At 60.8% G+C, this 26,401-nt stretch carries 23 protein-coding genes and 1 pseudogene; 7 read left to right on the top strand and 17 right to left on the bottom strand.

Going from position 1 to position 26,401, the window contains the following annotated elements:
* Positions 1-197: 197 nt before the first annotated feature.
* From HQ912_RS06055 to HQ912_RS06020, 8 genes are all read right to left on the bottom strand, one after another.
* Complete coding sequence (locus HQ912_RS06055; protein WP_173406578.1) at positions 198-1,583, bottom strand: aspartate aminotransferase family protein; 1,386 nt, start codon at positions 1,581-1,583, stop codon at positions 198-200.
* Positions 1,580-3,067 carry an NAD-dependent succinate-semialdehyde dehydrogenase gene (locus HQ912_RS06050; RefSeq protein ID WP_173406577.1) on the bottom strand — a complete coding sequence of 496 codons (1,488 nt, stop codon included), beginning with the start codon at positions 3,065-3,067 and terminating at the stop codon, positions 1,580-1,582. The genes HQ912_RS06055 and HQ912_RS06050 overlap by 4 nt, the downstream gene beginning before the upstream one ends.
* A 129-nt stretch (positions 3,068-3,196) precedes the next feature.
* Positions 3,197-3,676 (bottom strand): Lrp/AsnC family transcriptional regulator, encoded by a 480-nt coding sequence (locus tag HQ912_RS06045; RefSeq protein WP_076383599.1) that lies wholly within the window; start codon positions 3,674-3,676, stop codon positions 3,197-3,199.
* A gap of 196 nt (positions 3,677-3,872) precedes the next feature.
* Positions 3,873-4,874 (bottom strand): N(2)-acetyl-L-2,4-diaminobutanoate deacetylase DoeB, encoded by a 1,002-nt coding sequence (gene doeB, locus HQ912_RS06040; RefSeq protein ID WP_047228585.1) that lies wholly within the window; start codon positions 4,872-4,874, stop codon positions 3,873-3,875.
* Between the two features lie 3 nt (positions 4,875-4,877).
* Positions 4,878-6,068, bottom strand: coding sequence for an ectoine hydrolase DoeA (gene doeA / locus HQ912_RS06035; protein ID WP_047228586.1), 1,191 nt, complete (start codon positions 6,066-6,068; stop codon positions 4,878-4,880).
* Between the two features lie 41 nt (positions 6,069-6,109).
* Positions 6,110-7,102: a cyclodeaminase gene (locus HQ912_RS06030; RefSeq protein WP_047228587.1), complete on the bottom strand. Its 993-nt coding sequence runs from the start codon at positions 7,100-7,102 to the stop codon at positions 6,110-6,112.
* 24 nt (positions 7,103-7,126) lie between these two features.
* Positions 7,127-8,098 carry a hydroxyectoine utilization dehydratase EutB gene (eutB, locus tag HQ912_RS06025; protein WP_160893368.1) on the bottom strand — a complete coding sequence of 324 codons (972 nt, stop codon included), beginning with the start codon at positions 8,096-8,098 and terminating at the stop codon, positions 7,127-7,129.
* Positions 8,099-8,311: 213 nt separating this feature from the next.
* Positions 8,312-9,706 (bottom strand): PLP-dependent aminotransferase family protein, encoded by a 1,395-nt coding sequence (locus tag HQ912_RS06020; protein WP_173406576.1) that lies wholly within the window; start codon positions 9,704-9,706, stop codon positions 8,312-8,314.
* Positions 9,707-9,996: 290 nt separating this feature from the next.
* Here HQ912_RS06020 and ehuB point away from each other — a divergent pair, with 290 nt between their 5' ends.
* The 4 genes from ehuB (at position 9,997) to ehuA (ending at position 13,102) form a co-directional block, all read left to right on the top strand.
* Complete coding sequence (ehuB, locus tag HQ912_RS06015; protein WP_047228590.1) at positions 9,997-10,854, top strand: ectoine/hydroxyectoine ABC transporter substrate-binding protein EhuB; 858 nt, start codon at positions 9,997-9,999, stop codon at positions 10,852-10,854.
* A 66-nt stretch (positions 10,855-10,920) separates the two neighbouring features.
* Positions 10,921-11,580 carry an ectoine/hydroxyectoine ABC transporter permease subunit EhuC gene (gene ehuC / locus HQ912_RS06010; RefSeq protein WP_047228591.1) on the top strand — a complete coding sequence of 220 codons (660 nt, stop codon included), beginning with the start codon at positions 10,921-10,923 and terminating at the stop codon, positions 11,578-11,580.
* Complete coding sequence (gene ehuD / locus HQ912_RS06005; RefSeq protein WP_047228592.1) at positions 11,577-12,233, top strand: ectoine/hydroxyectoine ABC transporter permease subunit EhuD; 657 nt, start codon at positions 11,577-11,579, stop codon at positions 12,231-12,233. Before ehuC ends, ehuD begins: the two co-directional genes overlap by 4 nt.
* Positions 12,233-13,102 (top strand): ectoine/hydroxyectoine ABC transporter ATP-binding protein EhuA, encoded by an 870-nt coding sequence (ehuA, locus tag HQ912_RS06000; RefSeq protein WP_370695169.1) that lies wholly within the window; start codon positions 12,233-12,235, stop codon positions 13,100-13,102. Before ehuD ends, ehuA begins: the two co-directional genes overlap by 1 nt.
* Before the next feature lie 127 nt (positions 13,103-13,229).
* Here ehuA and HQ912_RS05995 read toward each other — a convergent pair whose 3' ends face one another.
* Together HQ912_RS05995 and HQ912_RS05990 are read right to left on the bottom strand one after the other, a co-directional pair.
* Complete coding sequence (locus HQ912_RS05995) at positions 13,230-13,964, bottom strand: OmpA family protein (RefSeq protein WP_076383595.1); 735 nt, start codon at positions 13,962-13,964, stop codon at positions 13,230-13,232.
* Between the two features lie 104 nt (positions 13,965-14,068).
* Positions 14,069-15,244 (bottom strand): aspartate aminotransferase family protein, encoded by a 1,176-nt coding sequence (locus HQ912_RS05990; protein WP_076386553.1) that lies wholly within the window; start codon positions 15,242-15,244, stop codon positions 14,069-14,071.
* A 98-nt stretch (positions 15,245-15,342) separates the two neighbouring features.
* On the opposite strand from HQ912_RS05990, the gene HQ912_RS05985 reads away from it, so the two are divergent.
* From HQ912_RS05985 to HQ912_RS05975, 3 genes and pseudogenes are all read left to right on the top strand, one after another.
* Entirely contained in the window at positions 15,343-16,260 is a 918-nt protein-coding gene (locus HQ912_RS05985) for a LysR family transcriptional regulator (protein ID WP_173406575.1), read from the top strand.
* 192 nt (positions 16,261-16,452) lie between these two features.
* Positions 16,453-17,467 (top strand): annotated as a pseudogene (locus HQ912_RS05980) (diguanylate cyclase domain-containing protein).
* A 138-nt stretch (positions 17,468-17,605) separates the two neighbouring features.
* Positions 17,606-18,310 carry a hypothetical protein gene (locus HQ912_RS05975; protein ID WP_047228596.1) on the top strand — a complete coding sequence of 235 codons (705 nt, stop codon included), beginning with the start codon at positions 17,606-17,608 and terminating at the stop codon, positions 18,308-18,310.
* A gap of 345 nt (positions 18,311-18,655) precedes the next feature.
* Here the strand turns inward: HQ912_RS05975 and cyoE are convergent, their stop codons facing one another.
* The 7 genes from cyoE to hmpA form a co-directional block, all read right to left on the bottom strand.
* A complete protein-coding gene (gene cyoE, locus HQ912_RS05970; RefSeq protein ID WP_047228597.1) occupies positions 18,656-19,543 on the bottom strand; it encodes a heme o synthase in 888 nt (295 codons plus the stop codon).
* An 11-nt stretch (positions 19,544-19,554) separates the two neighbouring features.
* Positions 19,555-19,890 carry a cytochrome o ubiquinol oxidase subunit IV gene (gene cyoD / locus HQ912_RS05965; protein ID WP_025211927.1) on the bottom strand — a complete coding sequence of 112 codons (336 nt, stop codon included), beginning with the start codon at positions 19,888-19,890 and terminating at the stop codon, positions 19,555-19,557.
* The gene (locus HQ912_RS05960; protein WP_047228598.1) at positions 19,891-20,517 is read right to left on the bottom strand and encodes a cytochrome o ubiquinol oxidase subunit III; all 627 of its coding nucleotides are present in this window, start codon (positions 20,515-20,517) and stop codon (positions 19,891-19,893) included.
* A 3-nt stretch (positions 20,518-20,520) separates the two neighbouring features.
* Complete coding sequence (gene cyoB, locus HQ912_RS05955; RefSeq protein WP_173406574.1) at positions 20,521-22,551, bottom strand: cytochrome o ubiquinol oxidase subunit I; 2,031 nt, start codon at positions 22,549-22,551, stop codon at positions 20,521-20,523.
* 3 nt (positions 22,552-22,554) lie between these two features.
* On the bottom strand, positions 22,555-23,502 hold the full coding sequence (gene cyoA, locus HQ912_RS05950; RefSeq protein ID WP_047228600.1) for a ubiquinol oxidase subunit II: 948 nt from the start codon (positions 23,500-23,502) through the stop codon (positions 22,555-22,557).
* A 792-nt stretch (positions 23,503-24,294) separates the two neighbouring features.
* On the bottom strand, positions 24,295-24,804 hold the full coding sequence (locus tag HQ912_RS05945) for a disulfide bond formation protein B (RefSeq protein WP_047228601.1): 510 nt from the start codon (positions 24,802-24,804) through the stop codon (positions 24,295-24,297).
* 330 nt (positions 24,805-25,134) lie between these two features.
* Positions 25,135-26,316, bottom strand: a complete 1,182-nt coding sequence (hmpA, locus tag HQ912_RS05940) for an NO-inducible flavohemoprotein (RefSeq protein ID WP_173406573.1) — start codon at positions 26,314-26,316, stop codon at positions 25,135-25,137.
* Positions 26,317-26,401: the final 85 nt, after the last annotated feature.

Raw genomic sequence — 26,401 nt, 5'->3', positions numbered from 1 at the left:
GGGCTTTTTTTGACTCCGACGCCTTGTGGGAGCGAGCCTGCTCGCGATGTCGGCGGCACATCCAGCATCACCGTTTCAGACACACCGCTTTCGCGAGCAGGCTCGCTCCCACAGTTTTGATTGGGGTGTTCACAAAGTCTGTGCCCGCACCCATCTCCTGTGGGAGCTGGTGTCACAGGTTCTGCGCCACCCTGCCCTCACCCCAACACTTCACCCGCCACCTGATCGATAGCCCCTTTGGTGATGTCGACGATCAGGTCCGCCTCTTCGCGGTTCAGGATCAGCGGCGGGGCGAAGCCCAGGATGTCGCCGTGGGGCATGGCGCGGGCGATCATGCCGCGTTCCAGGCAAGCGGCCGAGACCCTGGGGCCGACTTTCAGCGCCGGATCAAAAGCGCTGCGCTGCTCGCGATCAGCCATGAACTCCACCGCCGCAAGCATGCCATCACCGCGCACTTCACCCACCAGCGGATGGCCTTCGAGGCTTTCACGCAGCCGGCGGTTCAGGTAGCCGCCGACATCCTCGGCGTTGGCGGTGAGGTTTTCCCGCTCGAGAATGTCGAGGTTGGCCAGTGCCGCCGCCGCGCAGATCGGATGTCCTGAATAGGTCCAGCCGTGCCCCATGGCGCCTTCGGTCTGGGAGGCTTTTTCAATCACACTCCAGACCTTTTCCCCGATGATCACCGCCGACAGCGGTGCATACGCGCTGGTCAGGCCTTTGGCGGTGGTGATCAGGTCCGGCTTCATGCCGTAGCGCTGGCTGCCCATCTTCGAGCCCAGGCGACCGAAGGCGCAGACCACTTCATCGGCAATCAGCAACACGTCATACTTTTTCAGCACCGCCTGGATCGCGTCCCAATAACCGGCCGGCGGAACAATGATCCCGCCCGTGCCCATCAAAGGCTCACCAATGAACGCCGCCACGGTGTCCGGCCCTTCAGCCAGGATCATTTTTTCCAGCTCATCGGCGCAGTAGCGTACGAACGTGCCTTCGTCCATGCCCGCCGGGGCCTTGCGATACCAATGGGGGCACACGGTGTGCTTGACCCCTTCCACCGGCAGGTCGAAATGCTGGTGGAAGGTCGCCAGCCCAGTCAGGCTGCCGGTCATGATGCCCGAACCATGGTAGCCACGATCGCGAGAGATGATTTTCTTCTTCTGCGGCCGGCCCAGCACGTTGTTGTAGTAACGCACCAGTTTGACCTGGGTTTCGTTGGCATCGGAACCGGACAGGCCGTAGTAGACCTTCTTCATCCCTTCCGGTGCCCAGTCCATGATGCGACTGGACAGTTCGATGATCGCCTCGCTCGAGTGGCCGACGTAGGTGTGGTAGTAGGCCAGTTCCTTGGCCTGCTTGTAGATGGCATCGGCCACTTCGGTGCGGCCGTAGCCGATGTTCACGCAGTAGAGGCCGGCAAAGGCGTCGATGAAGTCACGGCCTTCATGGTCGCGAATGCGGATGCCCGCTGCGCTCTTGATGATCCGGCCCTTGAGCGCACCGCTGGCGTGGTCGTGGGCGTGGGTCGAGGGGTGCATGAAATGCGCACGGTCTTGTTCGAACAGCGTGTTGAATTCCTGGCTCATGCGGATTCTCCTGGGAACTGGCCTTGATGGTGCAGGCAAAAGTATTTGGTTTCGACGAAGGGCTCGAAGCCCTCGCTGCCACCCTCGCGGCCAAGGCCCGAGGCTTTCATGCCACCGAAGGGAATCGGATGGCCGGTGAACTTGACACCGTTGATCGCGACCATGGCGTGGTCGAGACGGCGAATCAGTGGATAAATGAGGTCCAGGCGGTTGGAGCAAATATAGGCTGCCAGTCCGTACTCGGTGTCGTTGGCCATTTCGATGGCTTCATCCAGAGTGTCAAATGGCATCACCCCGGCGATGGGCGCGAAATTTTCTTCGCGGTAGATGCGCATCTGCGGCGTGACATCAGCCAGCACCGTTGGCTGGTAGAACAACCCGCCCAAGGCATGGGCCTCGCCACCGACCAGGCGCTGGGCGCCAAGGGCCAGCGCATCGGCGACCCGGTCGGCAGTTACGTCGAATGCCGCCTGGTGCATCAACGGGCCAATATCCACATCCTGCTCCTGCTGATCGACCATGGCCGGGCCAACCCGCAACGCCCGAACCGCCGCGGCGAAACGGCTGAGGAACGCCTGATAAACCGGGCGCTGGACCATGATCCGGTTCGCCGCGCAGCAATCCTGGCCCGAGGTCTGGAACTTCGCCTCCACGGCGACTTTTACCGCCAGCGCCAGGTCAGCATCGGCGCAGACAATGAACGGCGCGTTGCCGCCCAACTCCAAGGCGACTTTCTTCACATCATGGGCGGCGGCTTGCAGCACCAGTTTGCCGACCCGAGTCGAGCCGGTGAAACTCACTGAGCGGACACGGCGATCCTTGACCAGGGTTTCCATGGTCATCTGCGGCTCACCCAACACCACGTTGAAGACCCCGGCAGGAAAACCCGCCTCCTCGGCCAATTGCGCCAAGGCCAAAGCCGAGTACGGCGTTTCGTGGGCCGGTTTGATGACCACGGTGCAACCGGCAGCCAGGGCAGCGGCGGCCTTGCGGGTGATCATCGCCGACGGAAAATTCCACGGCGTGAGCAGCGCGCAGACGCCCACCGGTTCCTTGAGGGTGCCCAGGTGGGCGTTGGGAATGTGGCTGGGGATATTCTGCCCGTACAAGCGCCGGGCTTCTTCGGCGAACCAGGGAATGAAGCTTGCGGCATAGGCGATTTCGCCGCGGGATTCGGCCAGGGATTTGCCCTGCTCCAGGCTGAGGATGCGCGCCAGGTCTTCACTGTGTTCGACGATCAACGCCGCCCAGCGTCGTAGAATCTCGCCCCGGGCATCCAGGCTCTGTTCACGCCACGCGGGGAATGCTTGCTGGGCCGCGTCCACCGCCGCGACAATCTGCGGCTGATCGAGCATCGGCACATGGCCGATCACCGTGCGGGTGGCGGGGTTGTGCACGGCAATGCTCTGGCCGCTGTCGCTGTGGACCCACTGGCCGTCGATGTAGCAAAGCGCTTTGAACAGCAGCGGATGTTGATAAGTCATGACGTTCACTCCAGACCGTGTGCGTGAAACCATGCTAGGGCAGCGGCACTTGGATAATCGGGTGTTTGCCGTAGGTCATTGCTTGGTTTTTTCTGAAACAAGGGGCTGTAAAAGTGATTTCTGCGGTGCTCAGGTTGACGGTGCCAGCTCCGCCGGCAAGGCGCCGCCGGTCTTGATGGTTTTGGTGACGATGTAGGTGAAATAGCGCTCGATGCCGAGGTCTTCGAGCAGCAGTTGATCGACAAAGCGCTGGTAGTGATCGATATCCGGAGACTGGATCATCGCCAGGTAATCCACCCCGCCGCCGGTGGCGTAACAGAACGCGACTTGCGGGGCGGTGGCCATGCGCTGCTCGAAGCGACGCATGTCCTGGGCGGTGTGTCGGGCCAGGGTGATTTCCACTAGCACCTGTTGACGCTTGAACACCGCGCCCCAGTCGATCTGCGCCCGATAGCCGGTGATCAGCCCTGCCATTTCCAGCTTGCGCACCCGCTCCCAGGCCGGCGTCACCGAAAGGTTGATCGCCTCGGCCAGACTCGACTTGGTGATCCGTCCATCCTCCGCGAGGATCTGCAGGATCTTGAGGTCATAGCGGTCGAGCTTGTGCATGGGCCGGGCTCCCGGTGATTAAAAACTCAAGGCATACATCAATTGTGGCGAGGGGATTTATCCCCGCTGGGTTGCGAAGCAGCCCCCAAGTTACTGACTCAATCTGTCTGCCATACCGAAGTGTCAGGTTGTAGGGTCGCTGCGCAACCCAGCGGGGGATAAATCCCCTCGCCACAAGTTCAGTGCCCAACCCGACTCACGCCAACACATCCGCAATCACTGCCAAGGTATCGCCACATCGCACCAGCCCCGGAAAGTGCCGGGCCGCCAGCAGTCCGCTGCGGGCGGCGCGGTATTCGATGGGGGCGACGCCGCTGCGGGTGGCGTCGTAGATACGCGCCACCACCTCGCCCAGGGTCACGTGTTCTCCCAGGTCGCGGCACATTTCCAGCAGGCCGTCGTGTTCGCTGGCGATGAAGCAACTGGCATCGGGCATGTCGAGCATCATCGATGGCTGTAGCTCGATTTCGCCGCGCAGGATGCCGGCGTGGATCAGCAGATTGCGTACGCCGCGCTCGGCAATCGCCACGCTGCGGGCCGTCGATGAGCCGCCACCGCCCAGTTCGGTGGTGACAAACACCTTGCCCTGGGATTCGGCGGCGGTGTCGTACATCGCCCCGGCGTCCAGTTCCAGCATGCGCATGCAATACGGCGCATTGAACGCCAGCATCCCCGCCTCGCAACGGGCCTGTTGCTGCTTGTCCGGCAACACGTGGCAGGCGGCGAACGGCAGGAAGTCCAGGGTCCGGCCACCGGAGTGGATGTCCAGGACGATGTCGGCCAAAGGCAGCAACGTACGGTTGAAATAGTCAGCGATTTTCTCAGTGACGGTACCGTCCGGCTTGCCGGGAAAACTGCGGTTGAGATTGCCCTTGTCGATGGGCGAGGTGCGGCGTGCGGCATGGAACGCCGGGGTGTTCATGAACGGCACGATAATCACCCTTCCGCTCACCTCTTGCGCGGTCAACCGTTGTGCCAGCTTGCTCAGGGCTACCGGGCCTTCGTACTCATCGCCGTGGTTGCCACCACTGAGCAACGCCGTCGGGCCGCTGCCGCGCTGGATCACGGTGATGGGAATCATCACCGCGCCCCAGGCCGAATCGTCTCGCGAATACGGCAGTTTGAGGAAACCGTGCTGTACGCCCTCGCGGGTGAAATCGACCGTGGCGCTGATGGGATTGGCAGGCAAGTCAGTCATGGCTCAATCCTTCACGAACAATTGACGAGGCACGTTGCACAGCGTCTCGACGCCGGTTTCGGTGATCAGGATGCTTTCAGTGATTTCCAGGCCCCAATCGTCCATCCACAATCCGGGCATGAAGTGGAACGTCATGCCCGGCTGCAACACGCTGGTGTCGCCGGGGCGCAGGCTCATGGTGCGCTCGCCCCAATCCGGTGGGTAACTGATACCGATCGGGTAGCCGCAACGGCTGTCCTTGTGGATGCCGAACTTCTCCAGCACTTTGAAAAACGCCACGGCGATGTCGCCCGTGGTGTTGCCCGGCTTGGCCGCGTCCAGGCCGGCGGCGATGCCCTCGACCACGGCTTTTTCGCCGTCGAGAAAATGCTGCGGCGGCTTGCCCAGGTAGATGGTGCGTGACAGCGGGCAGTGGTAACGCTTGTAGCAACCGGCAATCTCGAAAAAAGTCCCGGCGCCCTTCTCGAACGGCGAGTCGTCCCAGGTCAGGTGCGGCGCGCTGGCGTCGGCACCAGTGGGCAGCAAGGGCACGATGGCCGGGTAATCGCCGCCATGACCATCGGCCCCAAGGATGCCGCTGCTGTAGATCTCGGCCACCAGTTCGTTCTTGCGCATACCCGGCTCGATCCGCTCCAGAATCCGACCGTGCATGTTCTCGACGATGCGCGCGGCGATGCGCATGTAGGCGATTTCCTGGGGGGACTTGACCGCCCGCTGCCAGTTCACCAGGCCCACCGCGTCCACCAGTTTGGCCTGCGGCAAATGTTTTTGCAGCGACAGGTATGCGGCGGCGCTGAAGTAGTAGTTGTCCATCTCCACGCCGATGGTCAGCGCGCCCCAGCCACGAGCGCTGATCACTTCCCGGGACAGGTAGTCCATGGGATGGCGTTCGCGCGACTGCACGTAGATGTCCGGGTAGCCGACGATATTCTCGGCCTGCATGAACACCGTGCGTTTGGCACCGTTGGCATCCTGGCCGCGACCGAACCACACGGGCTCGCCGTCCAGAGCCAGCAACACGCACTGGTGTACGTAGAACGACCAACCGTCGTAGCCGGTGAGCCAGGCCATGTTCGACGGATCGGTGACCAGCAACAGCTCCAGGCCCTGAACCTGCATGGCCACACGGACCTTCGCCAGGCGCTGGGCGTATTCCTCCCGCTGGAACGGAAGATTGACGACTATCTCTGACATCCACCTGCCCTCTGATCAATGACGCACGAATAAAAGATCGGTCAACGACCGAATGGGAAACCCTTGCCTGCCGCCCGCGCCCGCTCAAAGGCCAGGTTGGCGATGGCGGTGTCCTGGGCGCCGGTGCCGGTGAGGTCGCACAAGGTGACTTGCGCCTCATCGGTCCGCCCGGCCCGCTGCCCCGCCAGTACCTGGCCCAGCTCCAGCAACGCCGACTCATCGCCGACGACACCGGCCGCCAGGGCGTGATGCAATTCGCCGAGCACGCGGGTCTGGCTCAGGCGATCAGCGACGTAGCAGTCGACTGCCGCCAGGGCTTGCGGACAAATCTCGTTCTTGTTCTCCGCGTCCGAGCCCATCGCCGTGATATGCAGGCCGGGATGCAGATGCCGGGACTCGATCAGCGGCTCACGACTGGGTGTGCAGGTAATGGCGATGTCCACACCTTCCAGCGCGGCGTCGAGCGTTGCGCACGGTGTCACCGAAAGCCCCGTCTCACGTGCCAGTTCGGCACTGAAGGCCTGGGCCTTTTGTGCATCGCGAGCCCAGACCCGCACCTCCTCGATGGGCCGCACCAGACGCAGCGCCTGAAGCTGCAACGCGGCCTGCTCGCCAGCGCCGATCAACGCGACACTGCGGCTCTGCGGGCGGGACAGGCAGCGCGCCGCCACCGCCCCGGCCGCGGCCGTGCGCACGGCAGTGAGGTAGCCGTTGTCGAGTAACAGCGCCTCGAGCAAACCGGTGCGCGCCGACAACAGCATCATCATGCCGTTGAGGCTGGGCAGGCCGAGTTTCGGGTTATCGAAAAAGCCTGGGCTGACTTTGATCGCAAACCGCTCCAGACCCGGCAGGTAAGCGGTCTTCACATCCACCTCACCGTTATGTTCGGGGATGTCCAGCCGCAGGATCGGCGGCATCGCCACGGCTGCCGTTGCCAGCAGCACAAAGGCCTGCTCGATGGCGTCGATGCTGGGCAAGTCGAGGGCCACGCAACTGCGCAGATCCGCTTCGCTCAATAGGGTGACTTCACTCATGGCTGGCTCCGTTGCGGCTGAAGGTTATTGAGGGGCCCCGGCGATCACGCGGGCATGTTGTTCGGTGTCGACGTTGCGCCCGCTGATCACCAGCACAATGGGGCCACGCGGTTCGATCAGGCCGTCGAGCAAAGCGGCAATACCCACCACGGCAGCGCCCTCAAGCACCAGGCGTTCCTCGTGATAGGCGTGGCGCAAAGCATTGGCGATGGAAGCTTCTGAAAGCAGGTGCAGGTCATCGCTCAGTTGCCGGGTCATGTCGAAGGTGTAGCGGTTGTCCAGGCCGATGCCGCCGCCGAGGGAGTCCGCCAGAGTGGGCAACTCCTCGACTTCCACCGGATGCCCGGCGGCGAGGCTGGCGCCCATGGCGGCACCTCGGGCCATGCTGATGCCATGCACCTGAATCGCCGGATTCGCACTTTTGAGCGCCAGCGCCACGCCGGCGAACAGGCCGCCACCGGACAACGGCACCAGCACCTGGGCCACGTCCGGCTGTTGTTCGAGGATCTCCAGGCCGAGGGTGCCCTGGCCGGCGATGATCGCCGAATGGTCGAAGGGCGGCAGAAAGGTCGCACCCTGCTCTCTGGCGATGCGTTCGGCTTCGCGCTGGGCATCGTCCTGGGACTGACCGACGATGCACACCTGGGCGCCGAGGTCGCGGATCGCCTGGACCTTGTTAGCCGGCACCAGGTTCGACAGGCAGACAATCGCCTTGACGCCTTGTTGCGAAGCGGCATGGGCCAGCGCCCGACCATGATTGCCGGTCGAAGCGGTGACCACGCCGAGGGCCTTTTGCTCGGGGCTGAGCTGGGCCACGGCATTGCTCGCACCACGCAATTTGAAGCTGCCGGTGATTTGCAGGGATTCAAGCTTGAGGTACACCGCCACCCCCATCAGCCGTGACAGGCTGGGGGAATGCTCCATGGGCGTACGCCGCACCAGCGATTCGATGCGCTGGCGAGCGAGGTAGACATCCTGTAGCTGCAACACTGCCATGACCGCGTCCCGAGCTGATGTGTTGGGCGCAGTCTAAGAGGGCTGGATTGTGGTGATGAATGTACTAGGGCAATTTAATCAATGATTGTCCGGCCCTAAATCCTCGACCACTACAAATCCCCTGTGGGAGCGAGCCTGCTCGCGATGGGGACAGTACAGCCACAGTTTCTGTTGGCTGTTACGCCGCTATCGCGAGCAGGCTCGCTCCCACAGTTAAAAATCATGCACCTGCGGATACTGGTCAAACATCTCGCGCATGCCGATCAGCGCATGGCGCATTTCCTCATCGCTGCATTCGGCGCCTACGCATACTCGCACCGCACGAGGTTTGGGGGTGCCGCGCACGGTGAACGGGTCGGGAGAGGTTACGGCGATGTGTTTGTGCCGCAGCGCCCGCACCAGGCTGTCCACCTCCCACCGGGGTGGGATGCCTATCCAGGCATTCAAGGCGTGAGGATGCTGGCCCAGCAGATGCTCGCCCATGTACTCGGTCACCATCGCCTGGCGCCCGGCCAACAGCCGTCGTTGCAGCTGCACCAGCGACTCGGCGCGGCCATCGCGAATCCAGCGGGCGGCGATCTCCGAGACCATCGGCGTGGCCATCCAGCTGTTGACCCGCAGGATGCTCTCGGTGCGCAGCGCCAGGCGCTTGGGCACCACCAGATAACCGATGCGCAGCCCCGTGAGCACCGACTTGGTCATGCTGGTGCAATAGAACGACAGCTCCGGCAGGTAGTGGCTGATGGGCGGCGCACGGCGCTCGTCCAGCAGCGGACCGTATACGTCATCTTCGATGATGTGCACACCAAAGCACCGGGCAATCTCGGCGATTTCCCGCCGGCGGGTGTCGGGCATCAGGCTGGTGGTGGGGTTGTTCAGGTTCGGCGTGCACACCAGCGCGGTGATGCGCTCGTTGCTGCACATGTCCTCGAAGTGTTCAGGGTCGATGCCATAGCGATCCATCTCCAGGCCCTTGAGGGTGAAACCCAGCACCTGGGAATTGCCGATCACCCCGTGGTCGGTCACCCCTTCGCAGAGCACCACATCATCGGGGCCGGCCAGGGAAGCAAGAGCAAGGAAGATCCCATGGGCTGCGCCGTTGGTGATCAATATGTCGTTGCGATCAACCTTCAACCTCTGGCGGCCGATCCATTGGGCGGCCGCTTCGCGATGGGATTCAAAACCTGCGATCGGCCGAAAAGCATGAATCCACGGCTGGTCTTCTTCGGTACTCAATTGAAGGCAGGTGTCGCGCCAGAACTGGTCGTGCTCGCGGGTGTGCATGATTCGCGTGATGGAAAAGTCCACCAGCGCGCGCTCGGGGCTGTCGAGGATGTAGGTCGCGACCCGATCACTCATACGTCGCGAAACGAAGCTGCCGCGCCCCACTTCACAGCGCACCAGCCCCTGGCGCTCCAGCTCCTTGTAGGCATTGGTGACGGTCTGCACACTAATCCCCATGGCGTCCGCCACTTGCCGTTGCGGCGGCAGACGTTGGTCATTGGCCAGGGCGCCCTGCTCGATATCGTCAGCAATGGCCTGTACCAGAATCTTGTATTTGGACTCACCGCTACGGGCCGCGTCCAAGGCTGATTTCCACTTTTCCATGACGCTGCAACCCGCGTGTGTTCTGGTGCGCACAGCATCCCGCGGCAACGGCGACAAAGCAATTGTCCTAGTGCAATACAATCGGTGCCGGGGCTTTTGTATGCTCGGTCCAAGGTTGTCATCCAGGCGGGTTCACCACCCCGACAAAAAAGCCGGATCGACCTGTACCGGCGCCGCTCCCGATTCCAGGCCAAGGCCGGATCAGCCGCTGTACGCTTTGCTCTTGTAACACTGCCTCCTACCACAGAGCCGTCAAACGACGGATCCACAAGAAACAGGAGATTTTACCGATGAGCAATTTCCTTCCCGCCACATGCGCGCCCCTGCGTCGGCTCTTAATGACTTGTGCCGTACTTGGCCTGGCTGGCAGCGTTCACGCCGCCACCCTCGATACCGTCAAAAGCAACAGCAGCATCCGGATCGGCTACGCCAACGAAACGCCGTTCGCCTTTACCGAAACCGACGGCACCGTTACCGGTGAATCACCGGAAATCGCCAAGATCATCTTCGCCAAGATGGGCATCAAGCAGGTCAACGGCGTGCTCACCGAATGGGGCTCGCTGATTCCCGGCCTGCGCGCCGGCCGATTCGATGTGATTGCCGCCGGGATGTACATCACGCCGGCGCGCTGCAAGCAGGTATTGTTCACCGATCCGCAATACCAGTTGCCCGATGCCCTGCTCGTGGCCAAGGGCAATCCCAAGCAACTGCACAGCTATGAAGACATCGCCAAACAACCGGACGTGAAGCTGGCAATCATGGCCGGTACGGTGAACCTGGCGTACGCCCGGGATTCCGGGGTCAAGGATGAGCAGATCCTTCAGGTCCCCGACACCACCGCGCAGTTGCAAGCGGTGCGCGCCGGTCGCGCGGACGCTGCCGTCGGCACGCAACTGACCATGAAGGGCCTGGCCAGCAAGGGCGGTGACAAGGTTGAGGCGATGACCGAGTTCAAGGACGACCCGTCGCACATCGGCTACGGCGCCCTCGCCTTCCGCCCCGAAGACAAAGACCTGCGCGATGCGGTCAATGCCGAGCTGAAGAAATGGCTAGGCTCTGAAGAACACCTCAAGGCCGTTGCGCCGTTCGGTTTCGACAAGTCCAACGTGACCAGCAAAACCGCGGCCGAGCTCTGCGCTCAGCCATAGCCGAAACGGGCATGACGCGCAGTGCGTGATGCCTGTTCCCTGCTTCATCGGATATCGGGTTGAACCATGGGCGAATTACTTCCGTTATTGATTCAAGGGGCCTGGGTCACGCTTCAGGTGACCTTTCTCGGCTCGCTGCTGGCGATCGTCGCCGCGGTCCTGGCGGCCTTGGGGCGACTGTCACCGTGGCGAGCGCTGCGCTGGTTTTCCATCACCTACATCGAAGTGTTTCGTGGCACGTCGCTGCTGGTGCAGTTGTTCTGGTTGTTCTTCGTGCTACCACTGCCGCCGTTCAACGTTGAGTTGAGCCCCTATGCTGTGGCGATTGTCGGCCTGGGCCTGCACATCGGCGCTTATGGTGCCGAAGTCATGCGCGGCGCCATCAGCTCGGTGGCCAAGGGGCAATACGAAGCGTGCACGGCGCTGAATTTCAGCGGCTTCAAGCGCTTCAAACGGATCATCCTGCCCCAGGCCCTGCTGGCGGCGATCCCACCGGGCACCAACCTGCTGATCGAATTGCTGAAGAACACGTCGCTGGTGTCGTTGATCACGTTGTCCGACCTGAGTTTCCGCGCGCGACAGCTGGATCAGGCAACCTTCCAGACCCTGGAGATCTTCAGCCTGGCGCTGGTGATGTATTTCATCCTCGCCCAGGCCATTAACCTGGGTATGCGCCATGTCGAACGACGACTGAGCCGGGGCCGGATGCGTGGAGGTCTGTCATGACCCTGTTCGACTGGTCCTACGCCGCACAGATCCTGCCGGACTTGCTGCGCGCCTCGCTCAATACGGTGGGCATCACCCTGATCGGCTTTCTGATTGCGATTGTCCTGGGGCTGTTCCTGGCAATTGGTCGGCGCAGCCGAAAAGTCTGGCTGTCATGGCCGGCCACCGCCGTGATCGAGTTCATCCGCAGTACGCCGCTGCTGATCCAGGTGTATTTCCTCTATTACGTGCTGCCTAACTACGGCTTGAGCCTGACGGCCATGCAAGTGGGGATTCTGGGCATCGGCCTGCACTACGCCTGCTACATCGCCGAGGTCTATCGCAGCGGCCTCGACGCGGTGCCGCGGGCGCAGTGGGAAGCGGTGACGGCGTTGAACATCGCTCCGTACAACGCTTACCGCAACATCATCCTGCCCCAGGCGCTGCGGCCGATCATACCGCCGCTGGGCAATTACCTGGTGGCGATGCTCAAGGACACGCCGGTGCTGTCGGCGATCACCGTGGTGGAAATCATGCAGCAGGCCAAGAACATCGGCTCCGAGCATTTCCGTTACCTGGAGCCGATCACCATGGTCGGCCTGTTCTTCCTCGCCCTGAGCCTCGCCTTGGCCTATCTGGTACGGCGCCTTGAAACGCGCATGGAGCTACGCTAATGACTTTACCCCTGTCCTCGCCCACCGATTTGTCCCGGCGCAGCACGCTGGCGTCGCAGCAGGAGGCCCCGGCCATGCAAGATCAGACACCGTCCCGGCCGATCGTGAGTTTCCAGGACGTGACCAAAAGCTATGGCAGCTTTACGGTGCTCGACCATCTGAACCTGGATGTCGCGCCCGGTGAAAAAGTCGCGATCATCGGCCCCAGCGGCTCGGGCAAGTCCACATTGTTGCGGGTGTTGATGACCCTGGAAGGCATCGACCAGGGCCAGATCCGCATCGAAGATGACTCCCTGACCCACATGCCCAACCGCAACGGCGTGCTGGTGCCGGCCAACGACCGGCACATCCGCCGTGTGCGCGGCAAGATCGGCATGGTGTTCCAGAGCTTCAATCTGTTTCCCCACATGACCGCGCTGCAAAACGTGATCGAGGCGCCGGTGCAGGTGCTGGGCATGAATCCGAAGGAAGCCCGGGAGCGCGCCGCCGATTTACTGGAGCTGGTGGGGCTGGGCAGCAAGCTCGACCATTACCCTTCGCAGTTGTCCGGCGGCCAGCAACAACGGGTGGCGATTGCCCGGGCGCTGGCGATGCGACCCAAGGTGATGCTGTTTGACGAAGTGACCTCGGCACTCGATCCGGAACTGTGTGGCGAAGTGCTGAATGTGATCCGCAAACTGGGGGCCGAGCACAACCTGACCATGCTGATGGTGACCCACCAGATGGGCTTCGCCCGGGAATTCGCCGACCGGGTGTGCTTCTTCTACAAAGGGCAGATCCACGAACAGGGCACTCCGGCGCAGATCTTCGAAAACCCGCAGCAGGAGCGCACGTGCGCGTTCTTGAGTGCGGTGAAAGAGGCTAACTGAACCTATCTACTAAAGTGAACACTGTTGTGGCGAGGGAGCTTGCTCCCTCGCCACAAAGGTCCAAACGCTAGCCGCAAAAAAGGGGGCCCCTGTTTTCAGGGGCCCCCTTTCATTTACCGCCCAGCGGTTATGGGTATTGCTGGTAAGTCTGCCCCTGCTGCGGCGCTGTCTGGTATTGCTGGCCCGGAATGGCCTTGAGGTTGACTTCGACACGGCGGTTTTGCGCGCGGCCATTGACGTCGGCGTTGCTGGCCACCGGATTGTCCGGGCCGGCACCGCGGGCCGTCAGGTTGGCGCCACTGACACCTTGGGACGTCAGGTAGGTCGCCACGCTCTGTGCACGACGTTGCGACAGATCCATGTTGTGCTGGCGGCTGCCGGTGCTGTCGGTATAACCCACGATTTCGATCTGGTTCTGGTTGAACTCCTTGAGGGAGTTGGCCAGGTTGTTCAGCGGCTGGTAGAAACTGGATGCGATGTTCGCCGAGTCGGTGGCGAAGGTGATGTTGCCCGGCATGATCAGTTTGATCTGGTCGCCCTGGCGCTGCACTTCAACGCCGGTATTGGCCATGCTGGCACGCAGTTTCTTTTCCTGCTGGTCGGCGTAGTAACCGTAGCCGGCCGCGGAAGCCCCCACGACCGCAGCGCCGATCAATGCACCCTTGCCACGGTTATCGTGACCGATGGCCGCACCGGCCAACGCACCGGCCAGGGCACCGAGGCCGCCGTACTTGGCAGTCTTGCTCATGCCGGAGGACTCTGTGGAGGCCTGCCCCTGGTTGTCATAAGGATTAGGCGACGCGCAGCCGGACAGCAGGGCCACAGCGGTTGCGACAACAATCAAGCGACGCGAGGTGAACATGAAGGTGCTCCTGGTATTTTAATTCTGAAGTGCCAGTATCGACTCTGGCTGGCGTTGGAACACGGCAATTGGCAAAAATTCCGTCCAGCCGTGTCGCACTTGCCTTAATCCTGCGCCAGGCACCGGCTCACCCCCCTGACGATCATCTCCACTTCCCGCCCATCAATGGTCAACGGGGGCAGCAGGCGGATGGTCTTGCCGCGAGTGACATTGATCAGCAGAGCGTGGTCACGTGCGGCACAAAGGCTCAGGTCGCGGACCGGTTGCTTGAGTTCGACGCCGATCATCAAGCCCTGGCCGCGAATCGCCAGCACGTTCGGGTTGTCCGCCAGTTCGGCCGTCAGCCGGTTGAGCAACTGTTCACCCTGATGCCTGGCGTTGTCCAGCAAACCTTGCTCCTGGATGATGTCCAGCACCGTGCAGCCCACCCGGCAGGCCAGCGGATTACCGCCGAAGGTGCTGCCGTGGCTGCCAGGGGTAAACAGTTCGGCCGCTTTGCCCCGGGCCACGCAGGCGCCGATGGGCACGCCATTGCCCAAGCCCTTGGCCAGGGTCATGACGTCCGGCACGATGCCTTCGTGCTGGAAGGCAAACCATTGGCCGGTGCGGCCGATACCGGTCTGGATCTCGTCGAGCATCAGCAACCAGGCGCGCCGGGTGCACAGTTGACGCAAGGCCTTGAGATAGCCGGGCGGCGCCAGTTGCACACCGCTTTCGCCCTGGATCGGTTCCACCAGTACCGCAACGATGCGCTCGCCATGAACCTGCTGAATATTTTCCAGCGCCGCCAGATCACCGAATGGCACCTTGATGAAATCCCCCGGCAACCGATTGAAGCCCAAGCGCACCGCCGGGCCATCACTGGCGGACAAGGTGCCCAATGTGCGTCCGTGAAACGCATTCTCCATGACCACCACCAGTGGCTGCTCGATACCTTTGTGCCAGCCATAAAGGCGCGCCAGTTTCAGTGCGGTTTCGTTGGCCTCGGCACCAGAGTTGTTAAAAAACACCCGATCCATGGCTGAGAGCTGAGTGAGTTTTTTCGCCAACCGTTGCTGCCAGTCGATGCCGTACAGGTTGGAGGTGTGCAGCAGCAGGCCAGCCTGCTCGCTGATAGCCTCCACCAGTCGAGGGTGGGAATGGCCAACGTTGGTCACAGCCACGCCCGCCACCGCATCCAGGTACTCGCGACCGTCCTGATCCCACAGGCGCGTACCCAACCCATGGGTAAAATTCAGCGCCAGGGGTTGGTAGGTGGTCATCAGGCAGGCGGCGGTCATGGCTTCAAGCTCCATCAGGTGGTTTTTTCCAGTATGGTTAGCCACCCTTGCTGGATAAACGCTACATTCCTTCAATCATTTTAAAGCCAGGCTTGATAATGGATCTTTTTCAGGCAATGACGGTTTACGTCAAAGTGGTGGAAACCGGGAGCCTGACAGCGGCGGCCCAGGTGTGCGAAATGTCCACCACCATGGTGGGTAATCACCTTCGCGCACTGGAAGAACGTCTTGGCGTGCGCCTGATCAACCGTACGACGCGGCGCCAGCGCCTGACGGAATTCGGCTCTTCCTATTACCAGCGCTGCCTGGAAGTACTCGGGCTGGTGGCCGACTCCGAACGACTGGCCGAGCAGACGCAAGGCGAGCCCACCGGCACCTTGCGCATCACCGCGCCACTGACCTTTGGCACCGAGCGCCTTGCCCCGGCGCTGGCCGAATTCAGCCGGCTCCATCCCCAGCTTAAACTCGACGTGGTGCTGACCAACCAACGCCTGGACCTGCTGGATCATGGTTTCGACGTCGCCATCCGTCTCGGCCCCACCGACCCTAAGCTGATCGCCCGACCGTTGATGGACTACACCCTGACCATCTGCGCATCCAGGGCCTACCTGGCGCGCCGCGGCACACCGCAAAAACCCGCTGACCTGGAGCAGCACGACTGCCTGTCCTTCGCCTATTCCGCCGGCGACGAGTGGCGCTTCGCCCAGGATCACTGGCCCATCAACGGGCCGGAAGGTGAAATCAAAGTACCGGTGACTGGGCCGATGCTGATCAACAGCTCCTCAGGACTGCATCGCGCGGCCCTGGCCGGCATGGGCGTGGTGATGCTGCCCGATGCACTGGTGGCGCAAGACCTGGAGGAAGGCCATCTGGTCGCGCTGCTGCAGGACTATCAACTTCCCCACCGGCCAATGAGCCTGATGTATGCCCAGGATCGCTATCGGCTGCCCAAACTGCGCAGCTTTGTCGAATTTGCGATGCAGCAATGGGGCAAACCCCAAACCCAACCCGAATGACAAAGTAGGAGCTGACGCGTGCAACGAGGCTGCGATCTTCCCCCCAGCGCTTGAGTCCCACACAGACTGTCCACCCCCGGCCCTCGTCAGCGCCCCAACAGAGCGTAACCCCGCTAGTGCCACCCCGCCCCATCGGCTACTCTTCTTCCTTGGACGAGCATTTTGATATCAAGGCTGATTGAGGAAACGACGATGGGCGACGCCTCGAACATCGATATGCTGCGCCTCGACCTGTCCGGTCTGGACGAAGGTGTGCTGCACACCATCCTTGAGCTGGTCAGCGATGGCATCTGGGACTGGAACGCCAACACCGGTTTCGTCTACCGCAACCCTGGCTGGTACACGATGCTGGGGTATCCGCCTCACTCACTCGATAACACCGTGCTGACATGGGAAAGCGTGATCCATCCCGATGATTACCCGCAGGTGATGGCTTTGTTCGACGACCACCTGCAACAACGCTCCCATCACTACCAGGCCGAATACCGCTGTCGCACGCGCGACGGCTCCTGGATGTGGATCGAGGACCGTGGCTATGTGATCGCCCGTAACCCCGACGGCACGGTGGCGCGGATGATCGGCGCCCATCGCAGCATTGACGACAAGAAGCGTCTGTTCGAACAACTGGAACGGCGCAACAAATCGCTGGAAGCCGTTATCCAGGAGCGCACCCTGGAACTGTCCCGGGTCAACCATCAGTTGCAGATCCAGCTCGACGAAAACCGCAGGCTTGCCGAAACCGACGCCCTGACGCGGGTTGCCAACCGCTATCGTCTCGAACAGGCCCTGCCGCTGGCCTGCGAGCGTGCCCAGCGTTTTCGCGAGCCGTTGTCACTGATCGCCATGGACGTCGATGACTTCAAGGACATCAATGATCATTACGGTCATGCTTTCGGCGACGCAGCGCTGGTACAAGTGGTGCAAGCCGTTAAACGCTGCGAACGCGACGGCGACTTGCTCGCACGTTGGGGGGGGTGATGAATTCATCATGATTTTGCCCAATACCTCCCTGGCCGACGCCTGCCTGATGGCTGAAACCATTCGCCGTAGCCTGTCCGATCTGCTGCCGGTGGGCGATTTCCAGGTCACCATGAGTTTTGGCGTGGTGCAGCGGCGTGGGGATGAGCAGCACACGATGCTGCTGGACCGGGCGGACCAGGCGCTGTATCGCTCCAAGGTGGCCGGCAAGAATGTGATCTGCCAATGATGCGTATCTGAACAACAAATGCCGACCTGCCACCGGTTCAACCGTGACAACGCCGCCCGGGTCCAATAGATTAGGCGACCGGAAAAAAGCTCAACGCCTTTCTCGCCTCATCCAGCTAACAGAAGTAGTGAAATTTCAATGTCCGATTCCAATACCGCTGAATCCGTAGTCACCCTGTCGTCCAAAGCGGAATACGAAAACTCCATCAATCTTTCACAGCATCTGCCTCAGGCCAAAAGCATCAGTGAGATGGTTCTCGATGCGTTCCAGTCGAACCGCGAAAGCGATCAGATTCGCGAGCTGCGCAACGCCATCCGCCAGGCCCATGACGCGTTCGACGATGACAAGGCCTACGAACTGATGGGCCAGCTCAAGCAGCTCAAGGACGCCGAAGCCGCCGATTTCGCGGCACTGGAAGACCTGAGCAGCCGCTTCCCCATCAGCCGTATCCTGTCCAGCTACAAGGACGACCCGACCTTCCAGGAACTGGTTTATGGCCTGGCCCTGAAAGTGCTGAACCAGACCCACCAGGCCATCAGCAATCCGAGCGGCAGCAAAGGCAAAGCCTCGCGGCCCAAGAAAGAGGCCGAAGTGTTTGTCATCAGCAAGGACGGCATCAGCGTCACCCTGCCCTTGCGCACCCCACGCTCCAAGCCGAACGTCGACCGCGAGGCCTTCGAATTCCTGGGCTTCAGTTTCGTCGGCGAAGGCGACCAGGCCGAGCTGGAAAATGACATCTTCCTGGACAACGACGGCACCGAACAACCGGTCACCCGCAAAAGCATCGTCACCGCCCTGCAACAGCACAAAGCGTTCGACGGCTACAGCATCGCCCAGCAATAAGCCTTCTTGTTCGGCGGTTGTCAGTCCGCCGCCAGAACCTGTGGGAGCGGGCTTGCTCGCGATAGCGGTGGGTCAGCTTGCATCGATGTTGAATGGGCCGGCGTCATCGCGAGCAGGCTCGCTCCCACAATGGATCAGCGGCGTTCGCAGATTATGTGCTCGCCATAGCACCTGTGGGAGCGAGCCTGCTCGCGAATGCGCCCTGTCAGTCAACATCACCTCAGCTGACCCACCGCTTTCGCGAGCAAGCTCGCTCCCACAGGAATGTCGACAGTTCGAAGCAACACCCACAAAAAAGCCCCGCGCTTCTCTCGAAGGCGGGGCTTTTTGTGTGGCGTCTGAAGCTTAAGGCGCGTAAGTCAGCAACAACTCACTCGGCACTTTGAAGTCCAGGGACATCATGACGCTCAGGGCGGTGATGGTGAAGATCGAGAACACGAACAGCTTGCGTGCCCAGACCGTGTCATCCACCGCCTTGTAGCCGGTCCAGGCCATGTACAACCAGTACATGCCCATGGCGGCGGCGACGGCGAGGTAGCTCATGCCGGCGTAGCCGCTGAAGGTCAGCATCAAGGTCGCCACGAGGAAGGCCAGGATGTAGAGCAGGATGTGCTTCTTGGCCACCTGGATGCCGCGCTTGACCGGCAGCACCGGAATCGAGGCGGCCAGGTAATCGTTGAAGCGGAAGATCGCAATGGCATAGGAATGCGGCATCTGCCACAGGCTGAACATCACCAGTAGCGTCAGCGCCGCCATGTCGAAGCTGTTGCTCACCGCCACGTAACCGATCACTGGCGGCATCGCCCCCGACAGACTGCCCACCAGCGTGCCGTGGACCGACTTGCGCTTGAGGTACAGGCTGTAGAAACCGACATAGATGACAAACCCGATCACCGCGAACAGCGCCGCCAACGGGTTGGCCACCCAGTACAGCAGCGCCACACCGGCGACACCCAGCACCGTGGCGAACGCCAGGGCCAGTTGCACCGGGATCAGGCCCTGGACCAGGGCGCGGTTCTTGGTGCGCTCCATCTTGATGTCGATGTCGCGGTCGATGCAGTTGTTGAATACACAACCGGACGCCACCACCAGGGAAGTGCCGATCATCGCCGCCAGAAAGATGGCCAGATCGACATGCCCTTTCGAGGCCAGGAAAAACCCGCCTGCCACAGAAAGCACGTTACCGAAAATGATCCCCGGCTTGGTGATTTGGATAAAGTGCTTTAAGGACATCCGGACTTTCCTCAGTGCGCCATCATGTTGGTGTGGATGCTGAACATGATCCACAACGACAGGCCGACCAGCAGGACAATGACGATCGCGGCAAAGACAAACGCGACCACGTTGTTACGCTGGGCAGCGGAGCGGTCCAGGTGCAGGAAGTACACCAGGTGCACCAGTACCTGGACCACGGCGAAGATCAGGATGATCCACAGGGTCAGGCTTTTCGGCAGCGTCGGGTACATCACCAGGCCGAACGGAATAACCGTCAGGATCACCGACAGAATGAAACCGATGGCGTAGGACTTGACGCTGCCGTGGCCGGCGTCGTGGCCATCGTGGGAATGTGCGTTAGCCATTTACAGGGTCCCCATCAGATAAACAACGGTGAATACGCAGATCCACACCACGTCCAGGAAGTGCCAGAACAGGCTCAGGCAGCTCAGGCGCGTCTTGTTGGTGGCGGTCAGGCCGTTTTTGTGGACCTGGTACATCATGATCGCCATCCAGATCAGGCCGCTGGTCACGTGCAGACCGTGGGTGCCGACCAGGGTGAAGAACCCGGACAGGAAGCCGCTGCGGCTAGGGCCGTAGCCTTCGGCGATCAGGATGTGGAACTCGTTGATCTCCATGGCGATAAAGCCGGCGCCCAGCAGGAAGGTCATCGCCAGCCAGCCCAGTACCTGGGTTTTCTTGCCCTTGAACAACGCCAGCATGGCGAAGCCGTAGGTGATCGAGCTGAACAACAGCAGTGCGGTTTCGCCCAGCACATACGGCAGCTCGAAGATGTCGTGGCCCGACGGGCCACCGGCGACGTTGTTAACCAGCACCGCGTACACCGCGAAGATCGACGCAAACAGAATGCAGTCGGTCATCAGGTAGAGCCAGAAACCGAATACGGTCATCTCGCCCGAGTCGTGGTGATGGTCATCGTGCCCATGGTCATGACCATGGGCGTGTCCAACATTGGTCACTAAGTTCGACATGGTTTAAGCCTGTTCCAACGAGGTTTCAACACGGGTGGCGGTGGCTGGGACTTTCCCTGCCGCGACCAGACGTTTGTGCTGCTCGGCTTCGATGCGCTCGATGACATCCACCGGCACCATGTAGCCCTGATCGTCACGGGCGGCATGAATGGTGAAATACACCACGGTGCCGACCAGACTGGCGATGGCCAGCCACCAGATGTGCCAGATCATCGCGAAACCGAACACGGTCAACAGCGCCCCCATGACCACACCGGTCGCGGTGTTGTTGGGCATGTGGATCGGCGCGTACTTGGCCGGAGTCTGGTACGCGGTACCGTTTTCCTTGGCTTCGGTGAACGGGTCGATGACGTCGGCTTTTGGCAGCACGGCAAAGTTGTAGAACGGTGGAGGCGACGAGGTCGACCATTCCAGGGTATGGGCATTCCACGGGTCACCGTGCTCGCACATGTTCTCTGGCTTCTTGCGGTCACGCACGCTGACGTACAACTGGATCAGCTGGCAGGCGATACCCACGGCGATCATCACCGCGCCGAACATGGCGACGTACAGGTACGGCACCCACTCAGGGTTGGTGGTGGCGTTCAGACGACGGGTCATGCCCATGAAGCCCAGTGCATAGAGCGGCATGAACGCGACGAAGAAGCCCGAGATCCAGAACCAGAATGCAGCCTTGCCCCAGCCCTCGTGCAGCTTGAAGCCGAACGCTTTCGGGAAGTAGAAGGCGAAGCCGGCGATGTAGCCGAATACAGCGCCGCCGATGATCACGTTATGGAAATGCGCGATCACGAACAGGCTGTTGTGCAGCACGAAGTCCGCACCCGGGATGGCCAGCAGTACGCCGGTCATGCCGCCGATGGCGAAGGTCACCATGAAGCCCAGGGTCCACAGCACGTGGCTGGTGAAACGCAGACGGCCCTGGTAGATGGTGAACAGCCAGTTGAACAGCTTCACACCCGTCGGGATCGAAATCAGCATCGTCGCCAGACCGAAGAAGGCGTTGACGCTGGCACCCGAACCCATGGTGAAGAAGTGGTGCAGCCAGACCATGAAACCCAGCACCGAGATCGCGCCGCTGGCGTAGATCATCGAGTGGTGGCCGAACAGCTTCTTGCCGGAGAACGTCGAGATGACTTCGGAGAAAATCCCGAACGCCGGCAGAATCAGGATGTACACCTCGGGGTGACCCCAGGCCCAGAACAGGTTGACGTACATCATCGGATTTCCACCCAGTTCATTGGTGAAAATGTGGAAATCCATGTAGCGGTCAAGCGTCAGCAAAGCGAGGGTAGCGGTCAGGATCGGGAACGAAGCGACGATCAGGACGTTGGCCCAGGTGCAGGTCCAGGTGAAGATCGGCATGTCCATCAGCTTCATGCCCGGGGTACGCATCTTCAGCACGGTGGCCAGGAAGTTGACCCCCGTTAGCGTTGTCCCAAGTCCCGATAGCTGTAGCGCCCAGATGTAGTAATCCATCCCCACGCCCGGACTGTATTGCAGTCCCGACAACGGTGGATAGGCAACCCAACCGGTCTTGGCAAACTCGCCAACGCCCAGGGACAGGTTGATCAGTACCACACCGGAAACCAGCAGCCAGAAGCTCAAGGAGTTCAGGAACGGATAGGCCACGTCACGCGCGCCGATCTGCAGCGGCACTGCAAGGTTCATCAGGCCGGTGAAGAATGGCATCGCCATGAAGATGATCATGATCACGCCGTGGGCGGTGAAGATCTGGTCATAGTGTTCAGGCGGCAGGTAGCCAGGCGAACCCTCGGTGGCCATGGCCAACTGGGTACGCATCATGATGGCGTCGGCAAAACCGCGCAGCAGCATGACCATGGCGACGATGATGTACATCACGCCAATCTTCTTGTGGTCGACCGACGTCAGCCACTCGGTCCACAGGTAGGTCCACTTCTTGAAGTAGGTAATCCCCGCGAACAACGCCAGACCACCGAGCGCGATCACGGCAAGGGTCACCATGACAATCGGCTCGTGGAACGGGATCGCTTCCCAACTTAATTTACCAAACATCGTTTACTCCTCTGCCCCGGCAGCTGAATGCGAACTCATGTCCATCCCTTCCATGTTGTGGGCCACTTCCTTTTCGTTCTTCTCGTGGTGCATCGGCTTGCCCGGGTTCATCCCTTCATACTTGTCGATGATGGTCTGGAACAGGTTCGGCGTGACCGAAGAGTAGAGCTCGACTGGGTTGTTCTGGCTCGGTTTGGAAAGGGCTTCGTATTCAGCTTTTTCAAGCTGTTTAGGTGCCTTCTTCACATCGTTGACCCAGGCGTCGAACTCTTCCTGGGTCGTGGCGATTGCTTTGAACTTCATGCCGGTGAAACCCGCGCCGCTGTAGTTGGCGGAGATACCGTCGAGTTCGGCGTTCTGGTTGGCGATCAGGTGCAACTTGGTCTGCATGCCCGCCATCGCGTAGATCTGGCCGCCCAGGCCCGGGATGAAGAACGAGTTCATCACGGTGTCGGAGGTGACTTTGAAATTGATCGGCGTGTGGGCCGGGAACACGATCTTGTTGACCGTGGCGATGCCTTGTTCCGGATAGATGAACAGCCACTTCCAGTCCATCGAGACCACTTCAATGGTGATCGGCTTGACGTCGGAGTCCAGCGGACGATACGGGTCAAGGGCATGGGTGGACTTGTAGGTGATGTAACCCAGAGCAATGATGATCAGTACCGGAATAGTCCACACCGCCACTTCGATTTTGGTCGAGTGCGACCACTTGGGCGTGTACGTGGCACTGGTGTTGGACGCGCGGTATTTCCAGGCGAACAGGAAGGTCATGACGATAACCGGCACGACGACCAGCAACATCAACAGCGTAGCGGTGATGATCAGATTACGTTCATCCAGGCCGACCTGACCCTTGGGATCGAGCAAGGTCATGTTGCAGCCTCCCAGCAACAACGTGCCGAGCAAAGGCAACAAGCCTAGTAATCGGGGGTACCTGTTTTTACTCATCTCACGACCTCTAAAGCAGCTTGCGCAATGCAGTTGGGTTTTGATCGCCAACACTTCACCCTGCCAAGGGTTGGCATTTTTCTTGGATTGAATAAGGGCTGACCGTCGCAGCGTCAGACGCTGTTCGACACATCCCGGGCCAGCAGTGAGTTCTTATTCGAATTCGTAGGTCAAAGGCCTTGTTACAGCCCAATTCCATTTGGTGCGGGTAGTTGGAAGGCACCGACACCTGGGGTCGCATGGGGCCTTGAGCCCTTCGACCACCTCACGGGCTCAAGCTTGAGCCGGGTCGGAAATTCGGTGCGGGCGATTGTAGTGAGCTGAGGCGCCGGAGACCATGTCTTATCCTGAAATAATTTTCATCAAATCGAGCAACAATCTTTCGCAGAATTCGAAACAAGCCGGCATCTTATCGAAATTCATTCTCAACAAGAACCCCAGAAAACGTAGGTCTACTACGCCCGATTTAGACAGCTTGCGCTGATTAAAGAGGCTTTTTACGCCCGTAGAGCCCCCGTCATTCGGGGGCTGAGCGGCAAGACGCCCGATTGTTAGAAATGCCTGCTCCGGGGGGAGCCAGTTAGCCGGATGGAGCCTGCAACGGCTGATTTTTCATTGCAGAACGAGGTGCTTATTCGCGCAGCAAGTGGCCGAATGACAGCAAATGTGTGACAACGTGTCGCACGCTGTCGCGGCTCATTATTGTCTCGGATCAAGGCTGGCACACAGTAAGACTGAAACGCAAAACGCCCCGGCTTCCTACAGAAAACCGGGGCGTCTGATTGAGGCGCTTTAGGGCAGTTGTTTGCGATTGCGCGACACCAGCAACGGCACCAGGATCGCCGTGAGGACGAACGCCACCAGTGCCCATTGTGCCAGGGACAAGCCCAGGATCGGCGGATACGGGGTGGAGCAAAAGCCGTCGACCTGGAAGCCCAACGGGAAGATCTTCGCCAGCGGGAGGTCATCGACAATCGGTTGCAGCACGTCGACGCCACAGCTGACCGCCGGGAAGAACTGGGTGTACACGTGATGCCCCGCTACCGCCGCACCGGCCAGGGCACTGAGCACCACCAGGCCTTCGAAAACCGTCAGGCTGCGACGGGTACGCATGGCCGCACCAATGAAGGCAAAAATGGCGATCAGTAACAGTGCATACCGCTGCAGGATGCACAGCGGGCACGGCGCCTCGCCGAGCGCCACCTGCATGTACAGCGCACCGCCGATCAGCGCCAGACAGATCAGCCCCAACAGCACCAGATAGCGCCGTTCACGGCCTAAGCGCAGCATTTGCTCATTCATTGCGTTTCCCTTTGTATGCATTGGATCGACGCGCAACCTGGAGAAACCCGGCGCACTGTCGGATGGCCAAAGTCTACACGCTGACCATGACAGAGAACGAGCGGCTGCCGCCCACATTGAGGGGAATAAACAGGAGGGAGGTTAAGTACGGATTAATTTTGCTTGGAGAAGTCAGGCGGGATGGGGTGAACATGGCGCCGCTATCGCGAGCAGGCTCGCTCCCACAGTTGTCTTTGCGTTGATCACCCAATCGTGCCCGCCGCAAATCCATTGTGGGAGCGAGCCTGCTCGCGATGCAGACGAACCGGGTCACCCCGGCTCGCCCCGCCGTTACTCCAGCGCCGCCGCCGGGCCGAAGAATTCGTAGCGGCTTTGCCCGTCCGGCACGCCCAGTGCCTTGAGGTGGCGCTTGACGGCGGCCATGAAGCCTTTGGGCCCAAGGAAGTAGGCATCCAGGTCACGCTGCTGCGGCAACCATTGCGCCAGTTGTTCCTGGCTCAACAAGCCGACCTTGTCAGCTGCCGGGCTCAAGCCGTCATCTTCGTCGTAGCAATAGAAGCGCTTGAGTTGTGGATGCCGCTGGGCCAGGTCATCGATCCAGTCACGGAACGCGTGCGCGCCGCCGTTACGTGCACAGTGGATAAAATGCACCGGCCGCTCGGTTTGCAGTGCGGCCTGCAACATCGCCAGGGTCGGGGTGATGCCGACGCCGCCGCTGATCAGCACCAGCGGTTTGTCGCTCTGGGTCAGGAAGAAGTCCCCTGACGGTGGAAACAACTGGATGCTGCTGCCAATCGGGAAATGATGGTGCAGGTGGTTGGACACGCGCCCGCCCGGCTCGCGCTTGACGCTGATGCGATACTGACCGTTGTCCGCCAGGGCCGACAGCGAATAATTGCGGCGCACCTCCTCGCCATCCAACACCAGTTTCATGCCGATGTACTGGCCTGGTTCGGCCACCAGGATCGCGCCCTTGTCCGCCGGCTCGAAGTAGAACGAAGTGATTTCCGAGCTCTCCTGCACCCTGGCTGCCAGGATGAACTCACGCTCGCCCCGCCAGCCGCCCGGCGCTGCGGCTTTCTGCTCGTACATGCCGGTTTCGGCACCGATCAGGATATCGGCCAACTGGTTATAGGCAGCGCCCCACGCGGCAATCACTTGCGGCGTGGCGATCTCTTCACCCAGCACCTCGGCGATCGCCCGCAACAGGCAGGCCCCCACAATGGGGTAATGTTCCGGCAGGATTTGCAGGGCGACGTGCTTGTTGACGATTTTGGCCACCAGGTCGCCCAACTGATCGAGCTGGTCAATGTGCCGGGCGTACATCAATACGCCGTTGGCCAGGGCACGGGGCTGATCACCGCTGGCCTGGTGAGCCTGGTTGAACAACGGGCGCACTTGCGGGTATTCGGACAGCATCATGCGATAGAAGTGAGTAATGAGCGCTTCACCACCGCTTTCAAGCAAGGGCACGGTGGAGCGGATGATGGCGCGTTCTTCTCGGCTGAGCATAAGGTGACTCCTGGCGTATTACGAAAAACTGATACCTATGCCTATCAGGTTTCATGCCATAAAAATTATTCATATTTTTCAATAT

The sequence above is a fragment of the Pseudomonas sp. MPDS genome (genome assembly GCF_013283895.1).
GTDB classification, from domain to species: Bacteria; Pseudomonadota; Gammaproteobacteria; order Pseudomonadales; family Pseudomonadaceae; genus Aquipseudomonas; species Aquipseudomonas rhizophila.
The sequence above is the reverse complement of the archived record's forward strand: the minus strand, read 5'-3'. Positions and strand labels throughout refer to the sequence as shown.